Raw genomic sequence first — 21,980 nt, 5'->3', positions numbered from 1 at the left:
TTTTCTCGAACTTCGAAATGGTTGGAAGATCCGGTATAAAGTGAAAAAATATGGAAAAAATAATACTATATGAATGGAGGGAACTGTATGAAAGGCGTTATTTCAGGTCTACTAAGTATTTGTTTGTTGGCTTCTTTTTCAATCCCAAAAGCGGAGGCAGCAGAAAAAGCAAAAGAAAAAATAAAGCTTGCAGAACAGAGCCACTCGGCCATTTTAATGGAGCAGGATAGTGGGAGTGTGCTATTCGAAAAGAATAGCCATGAGAAGCTGCCGCCAGCGAGCATGACCAAAATCATGACGATGATATTAATCATGGAAGCCATCGATAAAGGCAAGATCAGCTGGAATGATAAGATTCGTGTAAGTGAATATGCGGCAAGCATGGGAGGATCTCAAATCTTCCTTGAACCAGGTGAAGAGATGCGAGTAGAAGACATGGTGAAAGGAATAGCAATCGGGAGTGCGAACGATGCTTCAGTGGCTATGGCAGAACATATCGCTGGATCTGTTGAGTCCTTTGTAGATCGTATGAACGATAAAGCGAAACAACTCGGTTTAAACGATACGTTCTTTAAAAATCCTACAGGGCTTCCTGCTGCAGGTCATTATACGTCTGCTCATGATATGGCTCTTATGGGAAAAGAACTTCTTAAGCACGAGGAAGTTACAAAGTTCACAGGGCTTTATGAAGATTATTTAAGAGAAGAAACAGAAAAGAAATTTTGGCTTGTTAATACGAACAGACTTGTTAAGTTCTATCCAGGGGTAGATGGGTTGAAAACGGGCTTTACGAACGAAGCAAAGTATTGTTTAACAGCTACTGCAAACAAGAACGGGATGAGAGTCATCGCTGTTGTTATGGGAGCACCTTCTCCTAAAGACAGAAATGCTCAAGTTACTTCGATGCTTGACTACGCTTTTACACAGTTTTCAACGAAAAAGCTTTATGCAAGACATGAGATTGTAAAAGAAGTTAAAGTACAAAAAGCGGAAAAGTCTAAACTTCCTGTTGTTACTTCAGAACACATTTCACTGTTATTGAAGAAGGGTGAGACAGCGAAAAAAGTGAAAACTGAAGTAAATGTAGATAAAGATTTGAAATTACCTGTAAAAAAGGGACAGCAGATCGGTTCTTTAAAAATATATAACGGGAACAAGCTGATAACAGAAAGTCCTGTGTTAGCTTCAGAGACGGTAAAAAAAGCATCTTGGTGGAAACTTTTCAAACGAACAGCAGGACAAATGTCAAAATCCTCATGACTTTAATGATTTCTTGACAGTTATAGGCGAATTCCCACTAGTTTTGTCATGAGTGAAGGAATTCGTCTTTTTTTATAGAAAATTCACGTTATCCAAAAAAGAAGGAGAGGATAGCGTGGGATTAGCTGTCAATTTGGAACTTAAACACACCGTATTATGCATCCGCTTAGACGGAGAACTTGATCACCATACTGCGGACATGCTTCGATCACAAGTGGAAGATTATTTGAGGAAGCATACGGTAAACCATATTGTCTTAAATTTAGAAGGTTTGAGTTTCATGGATAGTTCAGGTTTAGGCGTTATACTAGGGCGTTATAAGCAGATCAAAAGTCAGAATGGTGAGATGGTGGTATGCGCCATATCTCCAGCAGTAAAACGACTTTTTGAGATGTCAGGACTGTTTAAGATTATCAAGCTTGAAGAAGATGAAGAGCTTGCCCTTCAGGCTTTGGGGGTGGCTTAAAAATGAGAAATGAGATGAAGATTCAGTTTTCAGCGTTAAGTCAGAATGAATCCTTCGCACGTGTGACGGTTGCTGCGTTTATCGCTCAGATCGACCCAACAGTTGATGAACTGACAGAGATCAAGACCGTTGTATCTGAAGCGGTGACGAACGCGATCATTCACGGATACGAAAACAAAGCAACTGGAATGGTATATATTGAAGCGGCTATCGAGGAGGATACGATCCACCTTACGATCCGTGACGAAGGTTTGGGAATTCGTGATCTTGATCAAGCAAGGCAGCCGCTATATACGTCCAAGCCAGAACTAGAACGCTCAGGAATGGGTTTTACGATTATGGAGAATTTTATGGATAGTGTAGAAGTCATCTCAGAACCGTCTTACGGCACTACGATTCATTTGACAAAATACTTGACCAAAAATAAAGCAATGTGTAATTAAGGGAGTATGTCTATGGATGTCGAGGTGAAAGGCAGCAAAAGTGAACCGTTTCTTAAGGATGAAGAGATTAAGCGATTGATCAAACAGAGTCAGGAAGGAGATCAGTCAGCCCGTGATACGATCGTTGAAAAGAACATGCGGCTTGTCTGGTCTGTGGTTCAGCGCTTTTTAAACAGAGGTTATGAAGCAGATGACCTTTTTCAAATCGGCTCTATCGGGCTATTAAAATCTGTTGATAAATTTGATCTTTCTTATGATGTTAGGTTCTCTACCTATGCAGTGCCTATGATCATCGGTGAGATACAGCGGTTCATCAGGGATGATGGAACGGTTAAAGTCAGCAGATCATTAAAAGAGACCGGTAACAAAGTGCGTAAAGCAAAAGACGAGCTATCTAAATCACTTGGGAGAACACCTACCATTTCAGAAGTAGCAGAATTTCTAGAGATCGCAGTAGAAGATGTAATCATGGCTCAGGATGCTGTACGAGCGCCACAGTCGATTCATGAAACTGTTTATGAGAACGATGGTGATCCCATTACGTTACTAGACCAAATCTCCGATCACTCGGATAATAAGTGGTTTGATAAGATCGCATTAAAAGATATTATGGATAAACTTGATGAGAGAGAGCGGCTGATTGTTTATTTAAGATATTTTAAAGATCAAACACAATCTGAAGTAGCCGACCGGCTGGCCATATCTCAAGTACAGGTATCGAGGCTTGAAAAGAAAATATTATTATTTATGAAAAACCAGATGGAGACTTAAACGTCCTATCTGGTTTTTTTGCTTGTTGTTAAAAGTCCTTGTAAGATAGTTGATCTCCGCTCCAGGTTGCACGCTTTCATGGGGCGAACGGTGTTCGAAGAAGTATATGTGCTCCTACGTCTACAAGAAAATCCTATCGAAGCGAGCTTCCTCGTCGCATGCCTTACGAGAAGAATTTGCAGAGTGGCTGGCACGCTACGCGCCGTTAGGAGTCTCACCTGCCCACTCGTCCCATAGGAGTCGGCAACCTTCCGCTACAATCAACTTGCATAAGAAGTATAAAAAAATCTATAAGTTAATCGCTTAGAAAAAGCCTTATATTCAGGCGTTACATGAAGAGTCTTCGTTCAATTTATTACACAGAAGCTAACACATGCTAAAAAGTTCCTACAGTCTTTAGCGTTACATATAAACATCACGGATTAGGTTGATTGGAGTGTAAGGTGCGAGACTCCTGCGGGACGAGCGGTCAGTTGAAAAGTGAAAGTGGCTCATTCAGCCCCGACAAGCAAAAGCTGAATGGGCTATGAAGGCGCATTTTGCCTTCTTGACCGTTTAGCTTTTGACCTCGAGGGGCTAGCTACTGTAACTAGACAGGTGAGACACTTAGAGGCGCAAAGCGGCAAGTGGCTCACCGGTCGCCCCGCGGAAAGGGAGCACCTGAAACGGAAATCAACCACTTTCAAATACATCTATGATACATCAATGAACCCCTAAACGTTTTTTTTGTGGTAGTTTTTGGATGCTGTTACATGTGAAGCATGATAAGAATTCCATCATCGCATACTAAACACAAATGCGCTTAGAAAGAGGTGAAGTGAAAATTGGATAAAACCGTATACCTGCGTATGCGTCAACGTGTACAGGTGATTCAGCATCAGAAAGTCACGATCGGAGAAGTTGCACAGATTGTAGCATCTGATGAATTAGAAGAAGCCATCAAGGGATATATTATCCACGAAGTAACCCCTGAAGATAAGCATTTGATTGTGATCGATGTCATGCGTGTGATCGCTACGATTCAAAAGAAAAACCCTGGATTAGATGTTCAAACTATCGGACCTGCACAATCGATTCTGGAGATTCAGATGCAACAAAAAAAGCTAGCACCAGTGTATTTTGTCTTGGTGTGGCTTCTACTTTTTACAGGCTCGGCTCTCGCGATCATGAATTTTCATGAAGATGTAAGTATGCAACTTGTACACCAAAAAATCTATTTCATGATAACGGGGCATTATAAAGAGCAGCCCCTATTACTTCAGATTCCATATTCGTTCGGTCTTGGTCTAGGCATGATTCTTTTCTTTAACCATCTCTTCCGAAAAAGACTTAATGAAGAACCAAGCCCGTTGGAAGTTGAGATGTTTAATTATCAACAAGACCTCGATCAGTATGTGATCGTTCATGAAAACAAAGAAACAGAGAAAAAGATCAATGGGAATTAAAGTATTGCTCATTGCTTTTATCGGTTTTGGCGGTGGAATCACAGTAGGCTCTGGTCTTGTGGCTTTAATCACTGTTCTTGGAATCGTACCAAGGCTGATGCAGCTCTCTAAAACGTATCGATATATTAGAGGTTATGAGTTAAGCATTATTTTAGGTGCTGTGATCGGCGGTTGGATGAATCTAAAGAACGCTTCAATTGGGTTTTCTGCTTTCTTTCTTATACCGATCGGTTTATTTATGGGGATCTTTGTTGGAATGTTAGCCGCAGCGTTAACAGAAGTATTGAACGTACTCCCGATTCTTGCGAAAAGAGTTGGATTTGGAGAGAAAATCATCATTATATTAATGGCAATTGTACTTGGAAAAATCTCAGGATCTTTGTTTCATTGGATGTACTACATTAATCATTAAGGATGTGATTGTACGATGGCAACAAAAGAAGAACAGCAGGCATATGCCGAAAAAATTAAATCGATACAGCCGAAACCTCCGTATGTTTTAAATTGTTTAAAAGCATTTTTAATAGGTGGGATCATCTGCACGATCGGTCAAGCGATTCAAATGTTCTATATGACTTACTTTAACTTCACGCAAGAAACAGCGGGAAATCCGACGGTTGCTACGCTCATTCTAATCGCAGCACTATTAACTGGACTCGGTGTATACGATAAGATCGGTCAGTTCGCTGGAGCAGGTTCTGTCGTTCCGGTAACAGGATTCGCTAACGCCGTTACGAGTGCGGCATTAGAACATAAAAGTGAAGGTCTAGTACTCGGAGTGGCTACAAATCTCTTCAAATTAGCTGGAGCTGTTATCGTATTTGGAGCTGTATCTGCCTATATTTTCGGTATGATCCGCTACATCTTTCAGCACTTGACATAAGGAGTGAAGGCATGAATTTATTAGGAAGACAAACATGGAAATTTGCAAATAACATTTACTTAAATGCGGCCGGCACAGCAGTAGGTCCGATGGAAAGCGAAGGACCTTTAGGCAGCTATTTTGATAAAACGTATAACAACCTTCACTGCGGACAAAAGAATTGGGAACTTGCTGAACGTCAGTTGATGGAAGATGCGATCAATGCTTGTTTGCACAAAGTAAAGATGAAGCCAGAAGATATCAACTTTTTGTTGGCAGGTGACTTGTTAAACCAAATCGTTTCGTCAAACTACACGGCTAGAGGAAACGGTATACCGTTCCTTGGTGTGTTTGGTGCATGTTCAACTTCGATGGAGTCTTTAGCATTAGGTGCAGCTTTAGTAGATGGCGGGTATGCGAATCGAATTGTAGCTGCAGTAAGCTCACACAATGCTACTGCTGAAAGACAGTTTAGATATCCTACTGAGTACGGCGGGCAAAAGCCAGATACAGCTACGTTTACCGTAACAGGTGCAGGTGCTGCACTTGTGAGTAAAGAGGTCTCAGATATAAAGATCACATCGGCTACTGTTGGAAAAGTAGTGGACTTAGGAATCAAAGATCCTTTTGATATGGGATCAGCGATGGCTCCTGCAGCTGCAGACACGATCGCGGCACATTTTAAAGAGATGGATGTTCAGCCTGATGAGTACGATTTAATCGCTACAGGGGATCTTTCTGGAGTCGGTGCACCGATCGTTAAGATGTTATTAAAAGAGCAAGGTTATGATGTGTCAGACAATCATCGAGATTGCGGATTGATGATCTATCGAAGCGGACAACAGGTTTTTGCAGGAGGAAGTGGCTGTGCGTGTTCTGCAGTCGTTACGTACGGATATATCTTAGACGAGATTCGAAAAGGCAATCTAAAGAAAGTCTTGATGGTCGCAACGGGTGCATTATTAAACCCGGTAATGGTTCAGCAAAAAGAAAGTATTCCAACGGTTGCTCACGGCGTGGTTTTAGAGCGAGCGGAAGGAGGACAATAAGATGGAGTTTTTTTGGGCGTTTTTAGTAGGTGGAGCAATTTGTGTTGTCGGCCAGCTGATGATGGATGTAATGAAGCTGACACCGGCTCATGTAACGACTTCCTTCGTAGTAATTGGGGCACTTCTTGATGCTTTCGGTATCTATGATAACTTGATCAAATTTGCAGGAGCTGGAGCTACTGTTCCCATTACCAGTTTTGGTCACTCCCTTTTGCACGGAGCGATGGCATCAGCAGAGGAACATGGCTTTATCGGAATCGCCATGGGAATCTTTGAGTTAACATCTGCAGGAATCTCATCTGCTGTTTTGTTTGGATTTTTAGTAGCAGTCATCTTTGAACCTAAGGGGTGATCATATGGTGAAAAAACGGGTCATTTTCATAACGGATGGAGATCTGTATGCACTACGAGTCGTAGAGCATGCGGCTAAACAAGTTGGAGGACGCTGTATATCACAATCATGGGGAAATCCAACACGAAAAAGCGGTATAGAGCTTGTAGAGATGATCCGAAAAACACCACATGACCCTGTACTTGTAATGTTTGATGACTGTGGTTTTAAAGGAGAAGGTCCAGGAGAACAAGCGATGAGATATATTCATCAGCAGAAAGATATTGATGTGATTGGTGCTGTGGCCGTAGCTTCCAAAACGCATTTTACAGAATGGACAAAAGTTCACTGTTCTATGGATCGATATGGAGAACTAACAGAGTTCGGTATTGATAAGAGTGGAATTCCAGATCTTGAAACAGGCAGGATTAACGGTGACACCGTCTATATCCTCGATGAATTAAACCTTCCTTTCATAGTAGGTGTCGGGGATATCGGAAAAATGGCTGGTTTTGATTCTGTTGAAAAGGGAGCTCCAATTACAGTAAAAGCGATTCAACTTATTTTAGAAAGGAGCGAATCAATTGGCAACCGAAAAAAATAAAACACCGATTAGTAAGAACATTGAAGATACGGAAAGGTTTTTAAAAGAGCGTTTGGGTATTGGTGTGAGTTTTGATGTTGGTGTTAGAAAGATCTTTGTCTTAAAAAAGGAACTTCAGCTGTATTATTGTACGGGACTTTGCGACAGTGAGTTCATCATCATGATCTACCGCGAACTAATGGATATGGATCATGGTCATCGCGCACCGAGTAAAGTAAAAGATCTTGTACATAATCATCTCGCACATCAGCAAGTAGAGATTACGAAATCGTTAGATGAAGCTGTAGACCGCATGCTTTCAGGTCTGATCGTTATATTCATTGACGGAGAAGAAGAAGCATTTGTTGTGGATGTAAGAAGTTATCCAGGAAGATCACCAGAAGAGCCGGACATTGAGAAAGTGGTAAGGGGAGCCCGTGATGGATACACGGAAAATATTATCATCAATACTGCTCTTACAAGAAGACGTATACGAGATGAACGATTACGACACGAAATTCTTCAAGTGGGTGAACGCTCTAAAACGGATGTATGTCTCGCTTATATTCAAGATGTGGCAGATCCCGGCCTCGTTGACCTTATTAGAAAAGAGCTTAACTCTATTGAGATCGACGGGATTCCAATGGCAGATAAGACGATCGAAGAGTTTATTGTAAAACAAGGTTGGAACCCGTTTCCCTTAGTCCGGTATACAGAAAGACCAGATGTTGCTGCACAGCACTTGATGGAAGGTCATGTATTAATCATCACAGATACATCGCCAAGTGTTATCATCACACCTACTACACTCTTTCATCACGTACAGCATGCAGAAGAGTTTAGGCAGACTCCATTTATAGGTGCTTTTTTAAGATGGACCCGCTTTACAGGTATGATGGCTTCAGTATTCTTAGTACCGATGTGGCTTTTGTTTTCGATGGAAGAGCAATTATTACCGCCTTTCATTGATTTTATCGGTCCGAATAAACACACGAACATCCCACTGTTTCTTCAGATAATCTTTGCGGAGATCGGGATTGATATCTTAAGGCTCGCGGCCATCCATACACCGAGTGCACTATCGACCGCCATGGGTCTGATCGCAGCCGTATTGATCGGGCAGATCGCAATAGATGTAGGATTATTCGTACCTGAAGTTATTCTATATGTTGCGATAGCGGCGATCGGATCCTTCTCCACACCAAGTTATGAGCTGAGTATCGCAAACAAAGTCCTGCGGCTTTTCTTGATTGCGATGGTTATGTTGTTTAAAGTGCCAGGATTTATTATCGGATTCACATTGTTGGTTCTCTATATGGCAACGATCAAAAATTTGAACACACCTTACTTGTGGCCGCTCTTACCGTTTAATCCAAAAGCGTTTCTACAGATTGTCGTTCGAATAGCTGTTCCGCTATCAAAAGTTCGACCTAGCATTGTACATCCGCAGAACACCAAAAAACAGCCAACTAATTAATCTGTCCCTTGCTGATTGTTGAAAATTGTGTTAAATTCATAACTAATTAAATATGCCTCATATGAGGTAGAGGCGCAAAACGAATGAGTAGCATATGGAGTTCATGGATGACGATGAAATATGTTGAAAGGTCAATTTGCCGAAGTGTAAAAAGAGTTCCATCTCTTTTTATGCTGGGCCGTTGCTGAACAAGCAACGGACTGTCACTACAACTGTAGTGGAGAGCTATTCCGACATGAGGGTACGGTTTTTGACAGCCTGCCTTAGTTGCGGCTGTCTTTTGTATTTGTCGGGATTGAATTCTCTATCAACAACGAGAGGGGATTACTTGTGAATTTACACGGAACATCAAAAATTGGAGATAATCAACATCTATGGATCGGTGGTTTAGATACGGTAGATCTAGCGAAAAAATACGGAACACCGCTATATTTGTATGATTTGTCCTTGATTAAAAATAGAGCAAGAGGCTTTAAAAAAGCATTCGAGGGAAATGGGGTAGGATATCAAGTAGCATATGCCTCAAAAGCCTTTTCTTCCATCGCCATGTTTCAGCTTATCGAACAGGAAGGATTAAGTCTGGATGTAGTTTCAGGTGGAGAACTTTATACGGCACTTCAAGCTGAATTTCCACCTGAAAGAATTCATTTTCATGGAAACAACAAGAGCTTAGCAGAATTAGAATTTGCACTTACCGCTGGAGTCGGTTGTATTGTAGTAGATAACTTTCATGAGATCTCCTTATTAAAAATGCTGAGCAGCAAGCTTAGCAAAAAAGTAGACATCTTACTGCGTTTAACTCCAGGAATTGAAGCCCATACCCATGATTACATCATTACAGGTCAGGAAGACTCTAAGTTTGGATTTGATTTAGGGAATGGTCAAGGAAACAGAGCACTTCAAGAAGTACTTGCATTTGAAGGCTTTCGCGTTTTAGGGATTCATTGTCATATTGGATCTCAAATCTTTGAAACAGAAGGATTCACTCTGGCGATTGAAAAGTTGTTCGGCCATTTTAAAAAGTGGGAAGAAAACTTTAACTATTTTCCAAGTGTCGTAAATCTTGGAGGCGGATTTGGTATTCAATATACGTCAGAGGATACACCGCTTTCTCCTGAACAATACGTTACGGCCATGATTGAAGAAGTGAAGAAACAGATGATTCACTTTGAAGGGAAAGATCTGCCTGAACTTTGGATTGAACCAGGACGTTCACTCGTAGGTGATGCGGGTACAACGATCTATTCGATCGGCTCTCAAAAAGAGATCGAAGGAGTTAGGCATTATGTGTCCATTGATGGTGGGATGACAGATAACATTCGTCCTGCACTCTATCAAGCTAAATATGAAGCATTCGTAGCGAATAAGATGAACGAAGAACCAACACAAACCGTTTCGATCGCAGGAAAATGCTGTGAGAGTGGCGACATGTTAATCTGGGATATTGAACTTCCTGAAGTTTGTGATAACGACTTATTAGCCGTTTCATGTACGGGAGCTTACGGTTATAGTATGGCGAGCAATTATAATCGCATTCAGCGGCCAGCAGTTGTGTTTGTAGAGAACGGTGAAGAACAGCTTGTAGTGAAGCGGGAAACTTATGAAGACCTCATCAAGAATGATGTTCCATTAAAAACGAATGTTTTTGTGTAAATTAGTTTACGGAGCAGACATTTAACCGTACAATGGTAGTTGAATGAAGTAGAAGGAGGCCTGTTTTTTATGAAAAAAGGTTCAATTGAATTTGAAAACGGCGAAAAAATTGTATTTGATCTGTACCAAGAAGAAGCACCTGGAACAGTAGAAAACTTTGAAAAACTTGCAAACGAAGGCTTTTACAACGGTGTAACGTTCCACCGTGTTATCCCTGGATTTGTAGCTCAAGGTGGAGATCCAACAGGAACTGGAGCTGGCGGCCCTGGTTATTCTATTCCTTGTGAAACAGCAGGGAACCCACATAAGCACGTAGCGGGGTCTCTTTCAATGGCGCATGCTGGCCGCGATACAGGCGGAAGCCAATTCTTTCTCGTACACGAGCCACAGCCGCACTTGAACGGTGTTCATACTGTTTTTGGACAAGTTACAGAAGGTTTGGAAACAGTACTTCGTATTAAACAAGGCGATGTAATGAAAGAAGTTAAAGTTTGGGAAGAATAAGTTCCAAATAAGAAAAGCTCCGGATTACTCCGAAGCTTTTTTTATATTTTTGGCAATTTTACATTTCTGTTTTTCATGAGTTTTTGTCTATTTCGTTCATCAATAACCGTAGATCGGTCTCTTAAAGAGTGCTTATGAACGATGTTTTCATCCACTCCAGTTGTTAAAGACCACTCTTCTTCAGTCACACTAGCTTTTAATAAACATACGTTCAATAGATCAGTTGACAGTGGAAGAGCTATCGACTCAAAAGGTTGCTGTTGCTCGATTTTTTGTATACTTTTATCGAGTAGTTCAAAAAAAGGTTCAACTTCTATTCCGAGTTCTTTCAGTGCTGCTTCTTCTTTTTGCAGCTTCACTCTACAACTCAAGATCATTCGTTTAGCTCCGTTATTGTTGCCACGCCGATGGTGATAAAGAGCCACTGCAAGCTGGATCAGTCCCGGCCACAGATCTCCTTTCATGCCCTCGTCCTTCCAATGCTCCTCAAGCACTTCGTGACACTCAAAGTAATCTTGATCTCTATGAAAATGCACCAAGTATTCAATCCATGGTTTTGGATAAGTCACTAGTCGTTCACGCCCCTTAATAAGCTCGACTCTAAGTTTACCATATGCATAGCATGAATAAAAACAAGCCGCGTACCACACAAAATATGATATAATTTTATAATACAAAATCGCTGAAAAACTGGGGAAATGTTATGCAATATAGTGTGAAGCTTGATGGATTTGAAGGTCCGCTCGACTTACTGCTTCATTTGATACAAACCTACGAAGTGGATATTTATGATATCCCGGTAGCCATCATAACTGAGCAATACCTTCAATATATACATACGATGAAAGAACTAAAACTGGACGTAGCAAGTGAATTTTTAGTTATGGCAGCTACTCTTCTTGCCATTAAAAGCAAGATGCTGCTACCAAAGCATGAAGAAGAGCTTTTTGAGAATCAGATGGAACTCGAGATGGAAGAAGACCCAAGAGATGAATTAGTAAGAAGACTCGTTGAATATAGAAAGTACAAGCATGCTGCTGATGAACTTAAAGAAAGAGAATCAGCAAGAAGCTTAATATACACACGGCAGCCTGCCGACCTCTCACAGTTTGAGAAAGAAGAATCGGCAAAACAGGTGACCAACGTAACGCTGTATGATATGTTGCAGGCGATGCAAAAAGTCTTTCAAGAAAAGGTAACGCGAGCACCGAGACAAACGACCATCGAACGGCAAGAGATTCCAATCGAAAAAAGAATGGAACAAATAAAATCCTCGCTTCTTTCTGTAGGCGGACGAAAAAAGTTCACAGACCTTTTTGATAAGAGTACTAGGGAACATGTTGTTGTAACATTTCTTGCAATATTAGAACTTATGAAAGTTAAATCAATAAATTGCGAACAACAAGATCATTTTAGTGAAATTTATATAACGATGTTAGAGGAGTAATACGATTTGGAACGAAATGAATATAAAGCGATTGTAGAGGGTTTGCTTTTTGTCAGTGGTGATGAAGGAATCGACAGAAAACAAATCGCTCAAGTGTTGGAGATCGACAGCAAAGAACTTGATCCCATCATCGAAGAGTTGAAACAAAGTTATTCTTCATCAGAAAGAGGGATGTCTATTGTTGAATATGCGGGATCCCTTCAATTTGTAACAAAACCGGAACATGCTGCCTTTTATGAGCGTCTTGTTGAAACGCCTGGTCATGCGACACTCTCTCAAGCTGCTCTTGAAACACTAGCGATCATTGCCTATAAACAGCCAATTACTAGGTCAGAGATCGAAGAAGTAAGAGGTGTAAAAACGGAAAAACCGTTACAGACACTATCTGCTAAAGGATTAGTGAAAGAAGTTGGAAGAGCAGAAGGAACGGGACGGGCTATATTGTATGGTACAACAAAAGCATTCCTAGAACATTTTGGTTTGCAAAGTGTAAAAGAGCTGCCTCCTCTTCCTGAGAACATTCAGGAAGAGAATGTAGAACAAGAAGCAGACCTGTTCTTTTCAAAATTTCAGGAATCACTATCTACTGACGAATAACAAGGGGGAGTCATGCATTGTTGATTCAGCATATTGATGGTATGGAGTTAGAAAAAGAAAAGCCGAATACATCTGAGGATTTTTTTAACCGTTCAGAAGTGACCTATGAATGTAACGGAAAAATGCAAACTTTTCATCTTCTTTATGTACGATATTTTGAAGAGAAACTTCTTGAGGAATTGACACATCATGACTTTTGGAAAGATTACTTGAGCTTCTATAAGATAACAGAGATTGCAGCACTCACCGCATTGCTTAAGGACCCTGCATACCAAAAGCGCAAACGGAGCTATATCAACAACTATGAAGAATTTAAAAAACTCTTCATCCAACCAAACGAAGAGTTGCTAAGTTCACATCTCAATACTTTAAAACAAATAACAAAGTAAACAGCCTAAAATTCAATCTAGGCTGTTTTTTTGTTTTTATTTTTTTCTTCCTATGCAAGTGTGAGCTTAATGCTTGCCATATGAGGGGCGCAAAGTGGCATGGATAGTAAGCAACCTGTAGTAGATATTAACTACTTCCAACAACTGAAAAGTTTACTAAAAAAACAGAGTAATCTTTTTAAGTTACCGTTTTAAAAGGCAATTTAAGGGTAAATTACTAAAAAAGGATAAGCAGCCGAAGGAGAGAGATCAATTGCCAAGAATAGCAGCAGTGGAAACAATAAATCCCCCTCATAAACTTTCTCAACATCAAACAATGGATTTTGCACGAAATCTATTTCAAGACGCGTTTTCAGATATCGAACGTTTGCTCAAAGTATTTCAGAATGGTGAGATCGAGTCACGCTATTTCGCGATGCCTATAGATTGGTTTAAGGAAAAAAGAAGTTTTCAAGAGAAAAATGATTTATACATAGACTTTGCAACAAATTTAGGAGCAGAATGTATCGAAAAGGTCTTGTCTGATCAAAGCCTCAACGTGTCCTATGAAGATATTGATGCCATCTTCTACATTTCGAGTTCTGGGCTATCCACTCCAAGTATTGAAGCTAGAATCATGAACATTCTCCCATTTTCATCACATACAAAGAGGATTCCCATCTGGGGATTAGGATGTGCTGGTGGTGCATCAGGTTTTTCTAGAGCTTACGATTATTGTAAAGCATATCCAAAATCAAACGTCCTCGTTCTAAGTGTAGAACTTTGTTCACTAACATTTCAGCACGAAGATCTTTCCAAGAGCAATTTAGTAGGCACATCCTTGTTTGCCGATGGAGTTGCTTGTGCGCTAATCTGCGGTGATGAGTCCGATACTGGCAAAATATCAGAAATATCACCTTACATAAAAGATACGATGTCCACATTGAAGCCTCATTCTGAAGATGTGATGGGGTGGGAAGTAAAGGACACAGGTTTGTATGTTGTCTTTTCAAGAGATATTCCAAACGTTATCCGAACGTGGCTCAAACCGAACGTTGATGAGTTCTTAAACCGAAATCAGCTTGTCGGAGAACAGATTAAACATTTCATCGCTCATCCTGGAGGAAAGAAAGTCTTACAAGCATATGTGGATGCGCTCGGGATTCCGTTATCGAAAACAGATATCTCAAGAGATGTATTGAGGGAAAATGGAAATATGTCATCTGCCACTGTTTTCTATGTCTTAAAAAATTTTATGCAAACTGCAAAAGAAGAAGGAGATCTAGGTGTGATGGCCGCATTAGGGCCAGGTTTTTCTTCTGAACTTCTTTTAGTGGAATGGAGGAAATAGATGAACTGGTTTCTTCTATTTTGGGGTTTTCTTATCATACAGAGATTAGCAGAAGTAAGGATCGCTAAATCTAACGAAAAGAAGCTTTTGAGTAAAGGCGCAGTAGAAGCAGGGAGTGATCACTATAAGTGGATGGTGTCTATGCACGTTGCGTTCTTTGTTGTTTTCTTTTTAGAAGTATACGTGTTTAACGCACAGCCGCCTAGCTGGTGGATTGTTCCATTTCTTCTGTTTGTAATGGCACAAGTGATTCGTGTATGGGCGATATCGTCTTTAGGAGAGTTTTGGAATACGAAGATTATTCTATTACCTGGTGCGAATGTAGTAGCTAAAGGTCCATATCGTTTTATGAGACATCCCAATTATACGATTGTCTCTTTGGAACTCTTAGTCATGCCACTAATTTTTGGTGCTTATTTTACGGCTATCCTTTTCACTATATTAAATATCTTCATGTTAAGGGTGCGGATACCTGCTGAAGAAAAAGCTCTCATGGAACTGACAGACTACGAAAAAAGCCATGGTCAAAAACAGCGTTTTTTTCCTTCCCAATAATTAGCGGAAGTAAATCCCATTCATAACCTGTCCTTGTTTGCATAAACTTTTACAAAACACGTAAAGGGCGGGATTATGAATGAAACGAACACTAAAACGAAAACCACTGCTCCTCGTTATGATCTGTATGCTAATCCTTGCTGCATTCCCGCAAGAAGCAAAAGCTGAACCCGGTGTGTCAGCAAATGCTGCTGTGTTGATGGAGCAATCATCTGGAAGAGTATTGTATGGTCGTAATGAACATCGGCCGATGAGAATAGCAAGTATCACGAAGATCATGACCGCTATCCTTGCAATAGAATCAGGAAAGATGAATGATACGGTTACCATTACGGAAGCTGCATCGCGAACAGAAGGATCATCTTTATACTTGAAGCCAGGAGAGAAGATCCCACTAAAAGATTTAGTCTATGGATTGATGCTTCGGTCTGGAAATGATTCTGCAGTTGCAATCGCTGAGCATGTAGGAGGAAGTTTAGATGGCTTTTCCTATTTGATGAATCAAAAAGCAGAAGAGATCGGAATGAAACATACACGTTTTAGGAATCCACATGGACTCGACACACATGAAGATCATTATTCCACCGCTTATGATATGGCCATATTAACGAAGTATGCAATGAACAATGATACGTTTAAAGACGTGTCATCAACGAAGGTTTACAGATCAGAACAAACCGGTGAAAAATGGGATAGAGTGTGGCGGAATAAGAATAAGATGTTAAAGCTTTATGAGTATTCTACTGGCGGCAAAACCGGATATACAAAACGTGCAAAACGAACCTTAGTATCAACTGCAGAAAAAGACGGAATGGAACTGATCGCTGTTACACTAAACGATCCTAACGACTGGGACGATCATCGGAATTTGTTTGAGTGGGGATTTCATTCTTTTAAGATGACAGAGCTGATTAAAGAAGGGGAAATTTCCGGCATCAAAGATAAAGGGTATAAAGGAAAAGTAGAAGCTGCTCGAACGTTCATGTACCCTTTGCAAAAAGAAGAGATGAGACAGATCTCTTCTTCCATCCAGTTATATGAGCTTCCAAAATCGGGCAAGTGGGAAAAAGAAAAAGTTCCTAAACCTGTTGGTAGGTATTTCGTAGATTTAAAGGAAACGAGAATTGCTGATCTTCCTCTTTATTATGATGGCAAAGCATTGATCAAACCTGATCAGGGAGGTCTCTGGTCGTCATTTAAAAGTATATTCAACAAGTTATTCTTTATAGCTAAGGAAGACACTCGCCTATGGTGAATTACATCTGGGTAGGAATGATGGTGATTGGCTTCATTGTGGCAGGAATCAACGGCACGATGGATAAAGTAAACGAAGCGATTTTTACGAGTGCGAAAGAAGCAGTCACTTTAAGCTTTGGTATGATTAGTATTTTAGTATTCTGGTTAGGTATTATGAAGATTGCAGAAAAAGGCGGCTTATTGGAAGTATTAGCTGTGTTGTTTCGCCCGATCGTTAAACGGCTCTTCCCAGATATTCCAAAAGATCACCCGGCTCAAGGGTACATTCTATCGAATATGGCAGCTAACCTGCTTGGACTCGGAAATGCTGCAACACCAATGGGAATTAAAGCGATGGAACAGCTAAAAATATTAAATGGCGGAAAAAATGAAGCCAGCCGGTCGATGATAACGCTTCTTGCGATAAATACATCAAGCATTACGCTCATCCCCACTACGATCATCGCGATCAGGATGAGCTATAACTCGGCTTCGCCGACTGATATTGTTGCGCCGACATTGATCGCGACTGCGATTTCAACGGTGGGTGCTATTTTAATAGATCGATATTATTATTACCGCTCTTTACCTAAGGGAGGGAAATAGATGTCGATCGTTCAATCCTTTTCCATATGGTTTATCCCATTTTTGATCGGTTTTATCCTTTTATATGGCACTTATAAAAAAGTGCCAACATATGAGACCTTTGTGGAGGGTGGAAAAGAAGGTTTCTCGATTGCGATTAACATTATCCCTTTTTTAGTCGGCATGCTTGTTGCCATTTCGGTATTTCGCGCATCTGGAGCTTTGGATTATGTCATGATGGCAATGCGTCCGCTATTTTCATTGTTTCATATTCCAGCAGAGGTGGTTCCGCTAGGGCTTATGAGGACGATTTCAGGAACTGGCGCTCTTGGGATGACATCAGATTTAATTGCAACACACGGTCCTGATTCGTTTATCGGAAGACTTGCTTCTACGATACAAGGAAGTACCGATACAACGTTTTATGTACTGACTGTTTATTTTGGAGCGGTTGGTATAAAAAAGATGAAATACGCGTTAAAAGTAGGATTATTAGCCGATCTGATCGGATTTTTAGCATCTATAGCTGTAATCTCTCTATTGTTTTATTCATAATTCGACAAAAAAGAGCCGTTATGGCTCTTTTTTACGTTTACTGAGGTTGAGAATTACGAATAATGAAGGTATGATGAGACATGAGGTGAAATCATGGAACGATTGCAAAAAGTAATTGCCCAAAGCGGCGTAACTTCCAGAAGAAAAGCGGAAGAGTTAATTCGTGAAGGCAAAGTGAAAGTGAACGGAAATGTAGTGACCGAACTCGGCACAAAAGTAGGTACAAAAGATAAGATTGAAGTGAATGAGATTCAAATTCAACGGGAACAACCCGTTTATTTTTTGATGTATAAACCTTCTGGTGTGATTACGGCGGTTTCTGATGATAAGGGAAGAAAAGTAGTAGCTGATTATTTTAGAGATATTATCGAACAGCGTGTATTCCCTGTTGGAAGATTGGATTATGATACGACAGGCGCGATCATCATGACGAACGATGGTGAGTTTGCGAACGTACTTATGCATCCACGCTATCAGCTTGATAAAGTGTACATTGCGAAAGTAAAAGGAATACCTTCAAGAGAGAGAATCAAGCAACTCGAACGAGGAATTCGCTTAGAGGACGGAATGACTGCTCCTGCGAAAGTGAAAGTAACATCGATCGATAAGAAAAAGGGAACTGCTATCATCGAGCTTACGATTCATGAAGGAAAGAACCGTCAAGTCAAGCGTATGTTAGAAGCGATCGGATCACCTGTCATGAAATTAAAGCGTGAAAGATACGGCTATTTAGATCTTAAAGGCCTGAATCCTGGTGAGTTCAGAGAACTTACTCCACATGAAATCAAACAGCTAAGAAATCTGGCTGTCACACAAACGTCAAAAAAAAGCCGTAGATAGGCTTTTTTTTCAAGTTATAGTAAAATGGAAGCGGCTTAAAGGAGCGGATGGATGTTGAAAAAAAATAGGTTGTGGTTTCGCTCTGCTCTGCTTGCCATTTTAGTTGTTGCGGTCGGTTACACGATCTACAACAGTATGAATGAAGAGTCAGGTACATACATAAGTAAAGGCGATACGGCTCCAAATTTTGTACTAACCGATCTGAATGGCAAACAAGTAGAGTTAGAAGATTACCGTGGTAAAGGTGTTTTCTTGAATTTCTGGGGAACGTGGTGTAAACCGTGTGAACGAGAGATGCCTTATATGCAACGGCAGTATGAAAAATACAAAGAACAAGGTGTAGAAATATTGGCAGTAAACGTCAGTGAAACGAACGTATCCGTTAAAAATTTTGTTGATCGATATCGTATGAGCTTTCCTGTTCCGATGGACAAGCAAAGAGAAGTAACTAAAGCATTCGGTATAGGACCGATTCCGACTACCATTTTGATTGATAAGAACGGAAAAGTAGTTGAACGGACAAGTGAATCATTATCAGAGAAAAAAATTATTTCCTTTATGGAAAAAATAAAGCCGTAACGGGGTGAAATGATGCAAACGATAACATGTGAATGCGGCCACTCTAACCCATACGGAACAAGTCTTTGTCAAGCCTGCGGTAAACCGTTGAAGCAAGATGTTGAAGTACTATCAAGCATGAGGTATGAAGGAAGTGCTAGACGATCTCAAACCTATAAACAAACGTTTGTGGATAAGATTTGGAACTTCTTTTCGTCTGTTAAAGTCGGAGTTTGGCTTATTGTTATTATTTTAGTAGCAGCGGCAATCGGAACCATTTTTCCGCAGGAAACGTTCATACCTCCCAATGTTGATCCTGCCACTCATTATGAAAGCGAATACGGAACGTTTGGACTTATCTATTATTTGTTAGGGTTTCATAACCTTTATGGATCATGGTGGTTCATTCTTCTTCTAGGAATGCTAGGTCTATCCATCATTATTGCCAGTCTTGATCGTGGTATACCGCTCTATAAAGCATTAAAGACACAAAGAGTCACGCGACATGATCAATTCATGAAGAATCAGCGTTTGTTCTCAAAAAGCAATGATGTCGAACTTGATGAGATCAAGTACACGTTAGAATCTTTGCGTTATAAAGTTCGAGAAGAGGATGGTAACCTTTTTGCGGAAAAGGGACGGTTTTCGAGATGGGGCGCATATGTAAACCATGTTGGACTGATTATCTTTTTAACAGGTGCGATGCTTCGATTCTTTCCAGGTATGTATGTTGACGATATATTATGGGTTCGAGAAGGGGAGAAAGCTTCTATCCCTGGCACTTCAACCGAAGATGGGCAATATTATCTGGAGAACAATGATTTCATTCTTGAGATGTATGATAAGGAAGAAAAGAAGTTTAATAGTGCGCTAAGCTCGGTTGATGGAGAAGTCGCAAAAAACTATCAAAGTAACGTAACTCTCTATAAAACAAAAGAGAACCATACGATCGGAGCACAGCCAGAGCTTGTAAAAGTTAAGAATGGTGAAATCCGAGTGAATGAACCGTTTAAGTTCGACTCGTTTGCTCTTTATCAAACGGATTTTAAGCTTAACGAGTTTTACAAGATGAGTTTCGAACTTGAAGAAAAAGCAACAGGTAATAAGTTTGGTAAGTTAACAGTAGATCTTCACGACCCTAAAAAAGAGTATGACCTTGGGAAAGGCTATAAAGTTAAGATTGAAGAATACTTTCCAAACTTCGTATTAAACGACCAGAACCAGCCATCAACCGTTAATAATTTGCCTGATAATCCAGCGTTTGTTTTCTCCATGTATTCTCCAAAAACACCTGACGGAGAAAAAGCGTTTGTTGGGATTCAGAAAAACATAGATTCTGGTGAGAACCAGTTTAAAATGTCATTCGCTGGTATAGAAACGAAAGATTTAACGGCGCTTACAGTCCGAAAAGACCATACACTTTGGATTATCGCGCTTGGTGGAATCATCTTTATGATAGGTGTTACACAAGGTTTATATTGGAACTATAGAAGAATTTGGATCAAACAAAATGCAGGTGAGGTATGGGCTGCCGCTCATACGAATAAGAACTGGTATGGCTTGAAAAAAGATGTGGAATTTCTGTCTGATAAGACCAATCTCACACCTTTAGAAGAAAAAGAAACAGCTTCAAAGTAATGCTGTTCAAGCGGGAGGGTTAATGATGGCTGAAATCAGCAGTACACTTTTATATAGTGCATTTATTATTTACTTGTTCTCTACTCTATTCTTTGCAATGTCTATTTCAGATAAAAAAGGAAAAGATGCTGTTCATACAAAAAAGTGGGGAAAAATAGGGTTCATAAGTTCATGTGTAGGTTTTGCAGCTCAACTAGGCTATTTTATTACAAGGTGGATGGCAAGTGGACATGCCCCTGTAAGTAACTTGTTTGAGTTCACTACCTTTTTTGGCATGATGATGGTACTTGCATTCATTATTCTATACATCATCTATCGAACGAACGGTCTAGGCGTTTTCGCGATGCCTATAGCTGTTCTTGTTATCGCGTATGCCAGTATGTTTCCAAGAGATATCTCTCCGCTTATTCCTGCCCTTCAAAGTGACTGGCTGAAGATCCATGTTACAACAGCGGCACTCGGAGAGGGAATCCTTGCGATTTCTTTCGTATCAGGACTCATTTATTTAATCCGTACAGTTGATCAGACCGTCTCGTCTAAAAAGACTTTATGGTTAGAGATCATTCTTTACAGTTTGATTGCGGTTGTTGGATTCATCTTTGTTTCGATCGGTTTTAAAGGTGCTGGATATGAAACGACATTTGAAATGATGGATGATAACAATCAGGCAGTTAAAGTCGTCTATGATATGCCTGCCATTGCAGGTCCAAGTAACGGAGAGCAACTGGACGATTCGTTTGGACCACTATTCTCAACGCCATCTTGGATGAACGGTGTTGATGCTTCTGTTAAGTTGAATACGTTCATTTGGTCTCTCTTAGCAGGGGGAATCCTTTATGGCTTACTTCGTCTGATTTTAAGAAAAAGAATAGCAGCAGCTCTTCAGACAAAAGTTAAGATGAAACCAGATCTTCTGGATGAGATCAGCTACCGAGCAGTTGCGATCGGCTTTCCCATCTTTACACTCGGAGCACTAATCTTTGCTATGATATGGGCTCAGCAAGCTTGGTCGAGATTCTGGGGATGGGATCCAAAAGAAGTTTGGGCTCTTATCACGTTCTTGTTCTATGCCGCTTTTCTTCATTTACGACTATCAAGGGGTTGGCACGGAGAAAAGTCTGCATGGCTTTGTGTGTTAGGATTCTGGATCATTACATTTAACTTGATCGCGGTAAACCTTGTTCTTGTAGGATTGCATTCATACGCATAATGATTTTAAAGTCTCTCTTTCATTAGAGAGACTTTTTTTAAAAGCGCTCTTGTCTAAACGGTTGTATTTTTAAAATCCTTGTCTTCTTAGACAGTTGATTGGAGTGGAAGGTGCGAGACTCCTGCGGGATAGGCGGGCAGGTGAGACACTTAAGAGTGAAACGAACGAATGTGGCTCACCGCCTGCCCCGCGGAAA

26 protein-coding genes and 1 riboswitch are annotated in these 21,980 nt (G+C 40.5%); of the genes, 25 read left to right on the top strand and 1 reads right to left on the bottom strand.

The features are described from left to right. The first annotated feature begins 87 nt into the window (after positions 1-87). The 13 genes from IHV10_RS14210 (at position 88) to IHV10_RS14150 (ending at position 10,844) form a co-directional block, all read left to right on the top strand. A complete protein-coding gene (locus IHV10_RS14210; RefSeq protein WP_197130819.1) occupies positions 88-1,260 on the top strand; it encodes a D-alanyl-D-alanine carboxypeptidase family protein in 1,173 nt (390 codons plus the stop codon). A gap of 115 nt (positions 1,261-1,375) precedes the next feature. Continuing rightward, the gene (gene spoIIAA, locus IHV10_RS14205) at positions 1,376-1,726 is read left to right on the top strand and encodes an anti-sigma F factor antagonist (protein WP_197130817.1); all 351 of its coding nucleotides are present in this window, start codon (positions 1,376-1,378) and stop codon (positions 1,724-1,726) included. A 2-nt stretch (positions 1,727-1,728) separates the two neighbouring features. Further along, positions 1,729-2,169 (top strand): anti-sigma F factor, encoded by a 441-nt coding sequence (spoIIAB, locus tag IHV10_RS14200; protein ID WP_066395840.1) that lies wholly within the window; start codon positions 1,729-1,731, stop codon positions 2,167-2,169. Between the two features lie 12 nt (positions 2,170-2,181). Beyond that, positions 2,182-2,940: an RNA polymerase sporulation sigma factor SigF gene (gene sigF, locus IHV10_RS14195; RefSeq protein WP_197130815.1), complete on the top strand. Its 759-nt coding sequence runs from the start codon at positions 2,182-2,184 to the stop codon at positions 2,938-2,940. A gap of 824 nt (positions 2,941-3,764) precedes the next feature. Further along, positions 3,765-4,385: a stage V sporulation protein AA gene (locus IHV10_RS14190; protein ID WP_197130812.1), complete on the top strand. Its 621-nt coding sequence runs from the start codon at positions 3,765-3,767 to the stop codon at positions 4,383-4,385. Continuing rightward, positions 4,375-4,797, top strand: a complete 423-nt coding sequence (locus IHV10_RS14185; RefSeq protein WP_197130810.1) for a stage V sporulation protein AB — start codon at positions 4,375-4,377, stop codon at positions 4,795-4,797. Before IHV10_RS14190 ends, IHV10_RS14185 begins: the two co-directional genes overlap by 11 nt. A gap of 15 nt (positions 4,798-4,812) precedes the next feature. Next, positions 4,813-5,268 carry a stage V sporulation protein AC gene (gene spoVAC / locus IHV10_RS14180; RefSeq protein WP_197130807.1) on the top strand — a complete coding sequence of 152 codons (456 nt, stop codon included), beginning with the start codon at positions 4,813-4,815 and terminating at the stop codon, positions 5,266-5,268. 11 nt (positions 5,269-5,279) lie between these two features. After that, positions 5,280-6,296 carry a stage V sporulation protein AD gene (gene spoVAD / locus IHV10_RS14175; RefSeq protein WP_144699277.1) on the top strand — a complete coding sequence of 339 codons (1,017 nt, stop codon included), beginning with the start codon at positions 5,280-5,282 and terminating at the stop codon, positions 6,294-6,296. 1 nt (position 6,297) lies between these two features. Beyond that, positions 6,298-6,648: a stage V sporulation protein AE gene (gene spoVAE / locus IHV10_RS14170; RefSeq protein WP_197130805.1), complete on the top strand. Its 351-nt coding sequence runs from the start codon at positions 6,298-6,300 to the stop codon at positions 6,646-6,648. Between the two features lie 4 nt (positions 6,649-6,652). Further along, entirely contained in the window at positions 6,653-7,231 is a 579-nt protein-coding gene (locus tag IHV10_RS14165) for a stage V sporulation protein AE (RefSeq protein WP_197130803.1), read from the top strand. Further along, a complete protein-coding gene (locus IHV10_RS14160) occupies positions 7,212-8,687 on the top strand; it encodes a spore germination protein (RefSeq protein WP_137788997.1) in 1,476 nt (491 codons plus the stop codon). The genes IHV10_RS14165 and IHV10_RS14160 overlap by 20 nt, the downstream gene beginning before the upstream one ends. A gap of 59 nt (positions 8,688-8,746) precedes the next feature. Beyond that, positions 8,747-8,923, top strand: a riboswitch (Lysine riboswitch). A 94-nt stretch (positions 8,924-9,017) separates the two neighbouring features. After that, on the top strand, positions 9,018-10,340 hold the full coding sequence (gene lysA, locus IHV10_RS14155) for a diaminopimelate decarboxylase (protein ID WP_197130801.1): 1,323 nt from the start codon (positions 9,018-9,020) through the stop codon (positions 10,338-10,340). Between the two features lie 69 nt (positions 10,341-10,409). Next, positions 10,410-10,844, top strand: a complete 435-nt coding sequence (locus IHV10_RS14150) for a peptidylprolyl isomerase (protein ID WP_197130798.1) — start codon at positions 10,410-10,412, stop codon at positions 10,842-10,844. Positions 10,845-10,885: 41 nt separating this feature from the next. Here IHV10_RS14150 and IHV10_RS14145 read toward each other — a convergent pair whose 3' ends face one another. Further along, on the bottom strand, positions 10,886-11,413 hold the full coding sequence (locus IHV10_RS14145) for a DUF309 domain-containing protein (protein ID WP_197130796.1): 528 nt from the start codon (positions 11,411-11,413) through the stop codon (positions 10,886-10,888). Positions 11,414-11,547: 134 nt separating this feature from the next. Between IHV10_RS14145 and IHV10_RS14140 the strand changes: the two genes are divergently transcribed. From IHV10_RS14140 to ccsB, 12 genes are all read left to right on the top strand, one after another. Beyond that, entirely contained in the window at positions 11,548-12,291 is a 744-nt protein-coding gene (locus IHV10_RS14140) for a segregation/condensation protein A (RefSeq protein WP_197130794.1), read from the top strand. 6 nt (positions 12,292-12,297) lie between these two features. Next, on the top strand, positions 12,298-12,888 hold the full coding sequence (gene scpB / locus IHV10_RS14135; protein ID WP_197130792.1) for an SMC-Scp complex subunit ScpB: 591 nt from the start codon (positions 12,298-12,300) through the stop codon (positions 12,886-12,888). Between the two features lie 17 nt (positions 12,889-12,905). Then, complete coding sequence (locus IHV10_RS14130) at positions 12,906-13,277, top strand: hypothetical protein (protein ID WP_197130790.1); 372 nt, start codon at positions 12,906-12,908, stop codon at positions 13,275-13,277. Positions 13,278-13,530: 253 nt separating this feature from the next. Next, positions 13,531-14,607, top strand: coding sequence for a type III polyketide synthase (locus IHV10_RS14125; RefSeq protein WP_197130788.1), 1,077 nt, complete (start codon positions 13,531-13,533; stop codon positions 14,605-14,607). Continuing rightward, positions 14,608-15,162 (top strand): isoprenylcysteine carboxyl methyltransferase family protein, encoded by a 555-nt coding sequence (locus IHV10_RS14120; protein WP_197130785.1) that lies wholly within the window; start codon positions 14,608-14,610, stop codon positions 15,160-15,162. 79 nt (positions 15,163-15,241) lie between these two features. Beyond that, entirely contained in the window at positions 15,242-16,417 is a 1,176-nt protein-coding gene (locus tag IHV10_RS14115; protein ID WP_197130782.1) for a D-alanyl-D-alanine carboxypeptidase family protein, read from the top strand. Next, a complete protein-coding gene (locus tag IHV10_RS14110) occupies positions 16,411-17,004 on the top strand; it encodes a nucleoside recognition domain-containing protein (protein ID WP_191753936.1) in 594 nt (197 codons plus the stop codon). The genes IHV10_RS14115 and IHV10_RS14110 overlap by 7 nt, the downstream gene beginning before the upstream one ends. After that, on the top strand, positions 17,005-17,538 hold the full coding sequence (locus IHV10_RS14105) for a spore maturation protein (RefSeq protein WP_066395796.1): 534 nt from the start codon (positions 17,005-17,007) through the stop codon (positions 17,536-17,538). It abuts the gene before it with no gap. Positions 17,539-17,631: 93 nt separating this feature from the next. Then, positions 17,632-18,378 carry a pseudouridine synthase gene (locus IHV10_RS14100; RefSeq protein ID WP_197130779.1) on the top strand — a complete coding sequence of 249 codons (747 nt, stop codon included), beginning with the start codon at positions 17,632-17,634 and terminating at the stop codon, positions 18,376-18,378. Positions 18,379-18,432: 54 nt separating this feature from the next. Further along, positions 18,433-18,957: a thiol-disulfide oxidoreductase ResA gene (gene resA, locus IHV10_RS14095; RefSeq protein ID WP_305069420.1), complete on the top strand. Its 525-nt coding sequence runs from the start codon at positions 18,433-18,435 to the stop codon at positions 18,955-18,957. A gap of 12 nt (positions 18,958-18,969) precedes the next feature. Further along, entirely contained in the window at positions 18,970-20,574 is a 1,605-nt protein-coding gene (resB, locus tag IHV10_RS14090; RefSeq protein ID WP_305069419.1) for a cytochrome c biogenesis protein ResB, read from the top strand. Between the two features lie 25 nt (positions 20,575-20,599). Then, positions 20,600-21,784: a c-type cytochrome biogenesis protein CcsB gene (gene ccsB, locus IHV10_RS14085; RefSeq protein WP_197130771.1), complete on the top strand. Its 1,185-nt coding sequence runs from the start codon at positions 20,600-20,602 to the stop codon at positions 21,782-21,784. The last annotated feature ends 196 nt before the right edge of the window (positions 21,785-21,980 follow it).

The organism is Fictibacillus sp. 5RED26 (assembly GCF_015903895.1).
Lineage (GTDB): Bacteria > Bacillota > Bacilli > Bacillales > Fictibacillaceae > Fictibacillus > Fictibacillus phosphorivorans.
The sequence above is the reverse complement of the archived record's forward strand: the minus strand, read 5'-3'. Positions and strand labels throughout refer to the sequence as shown.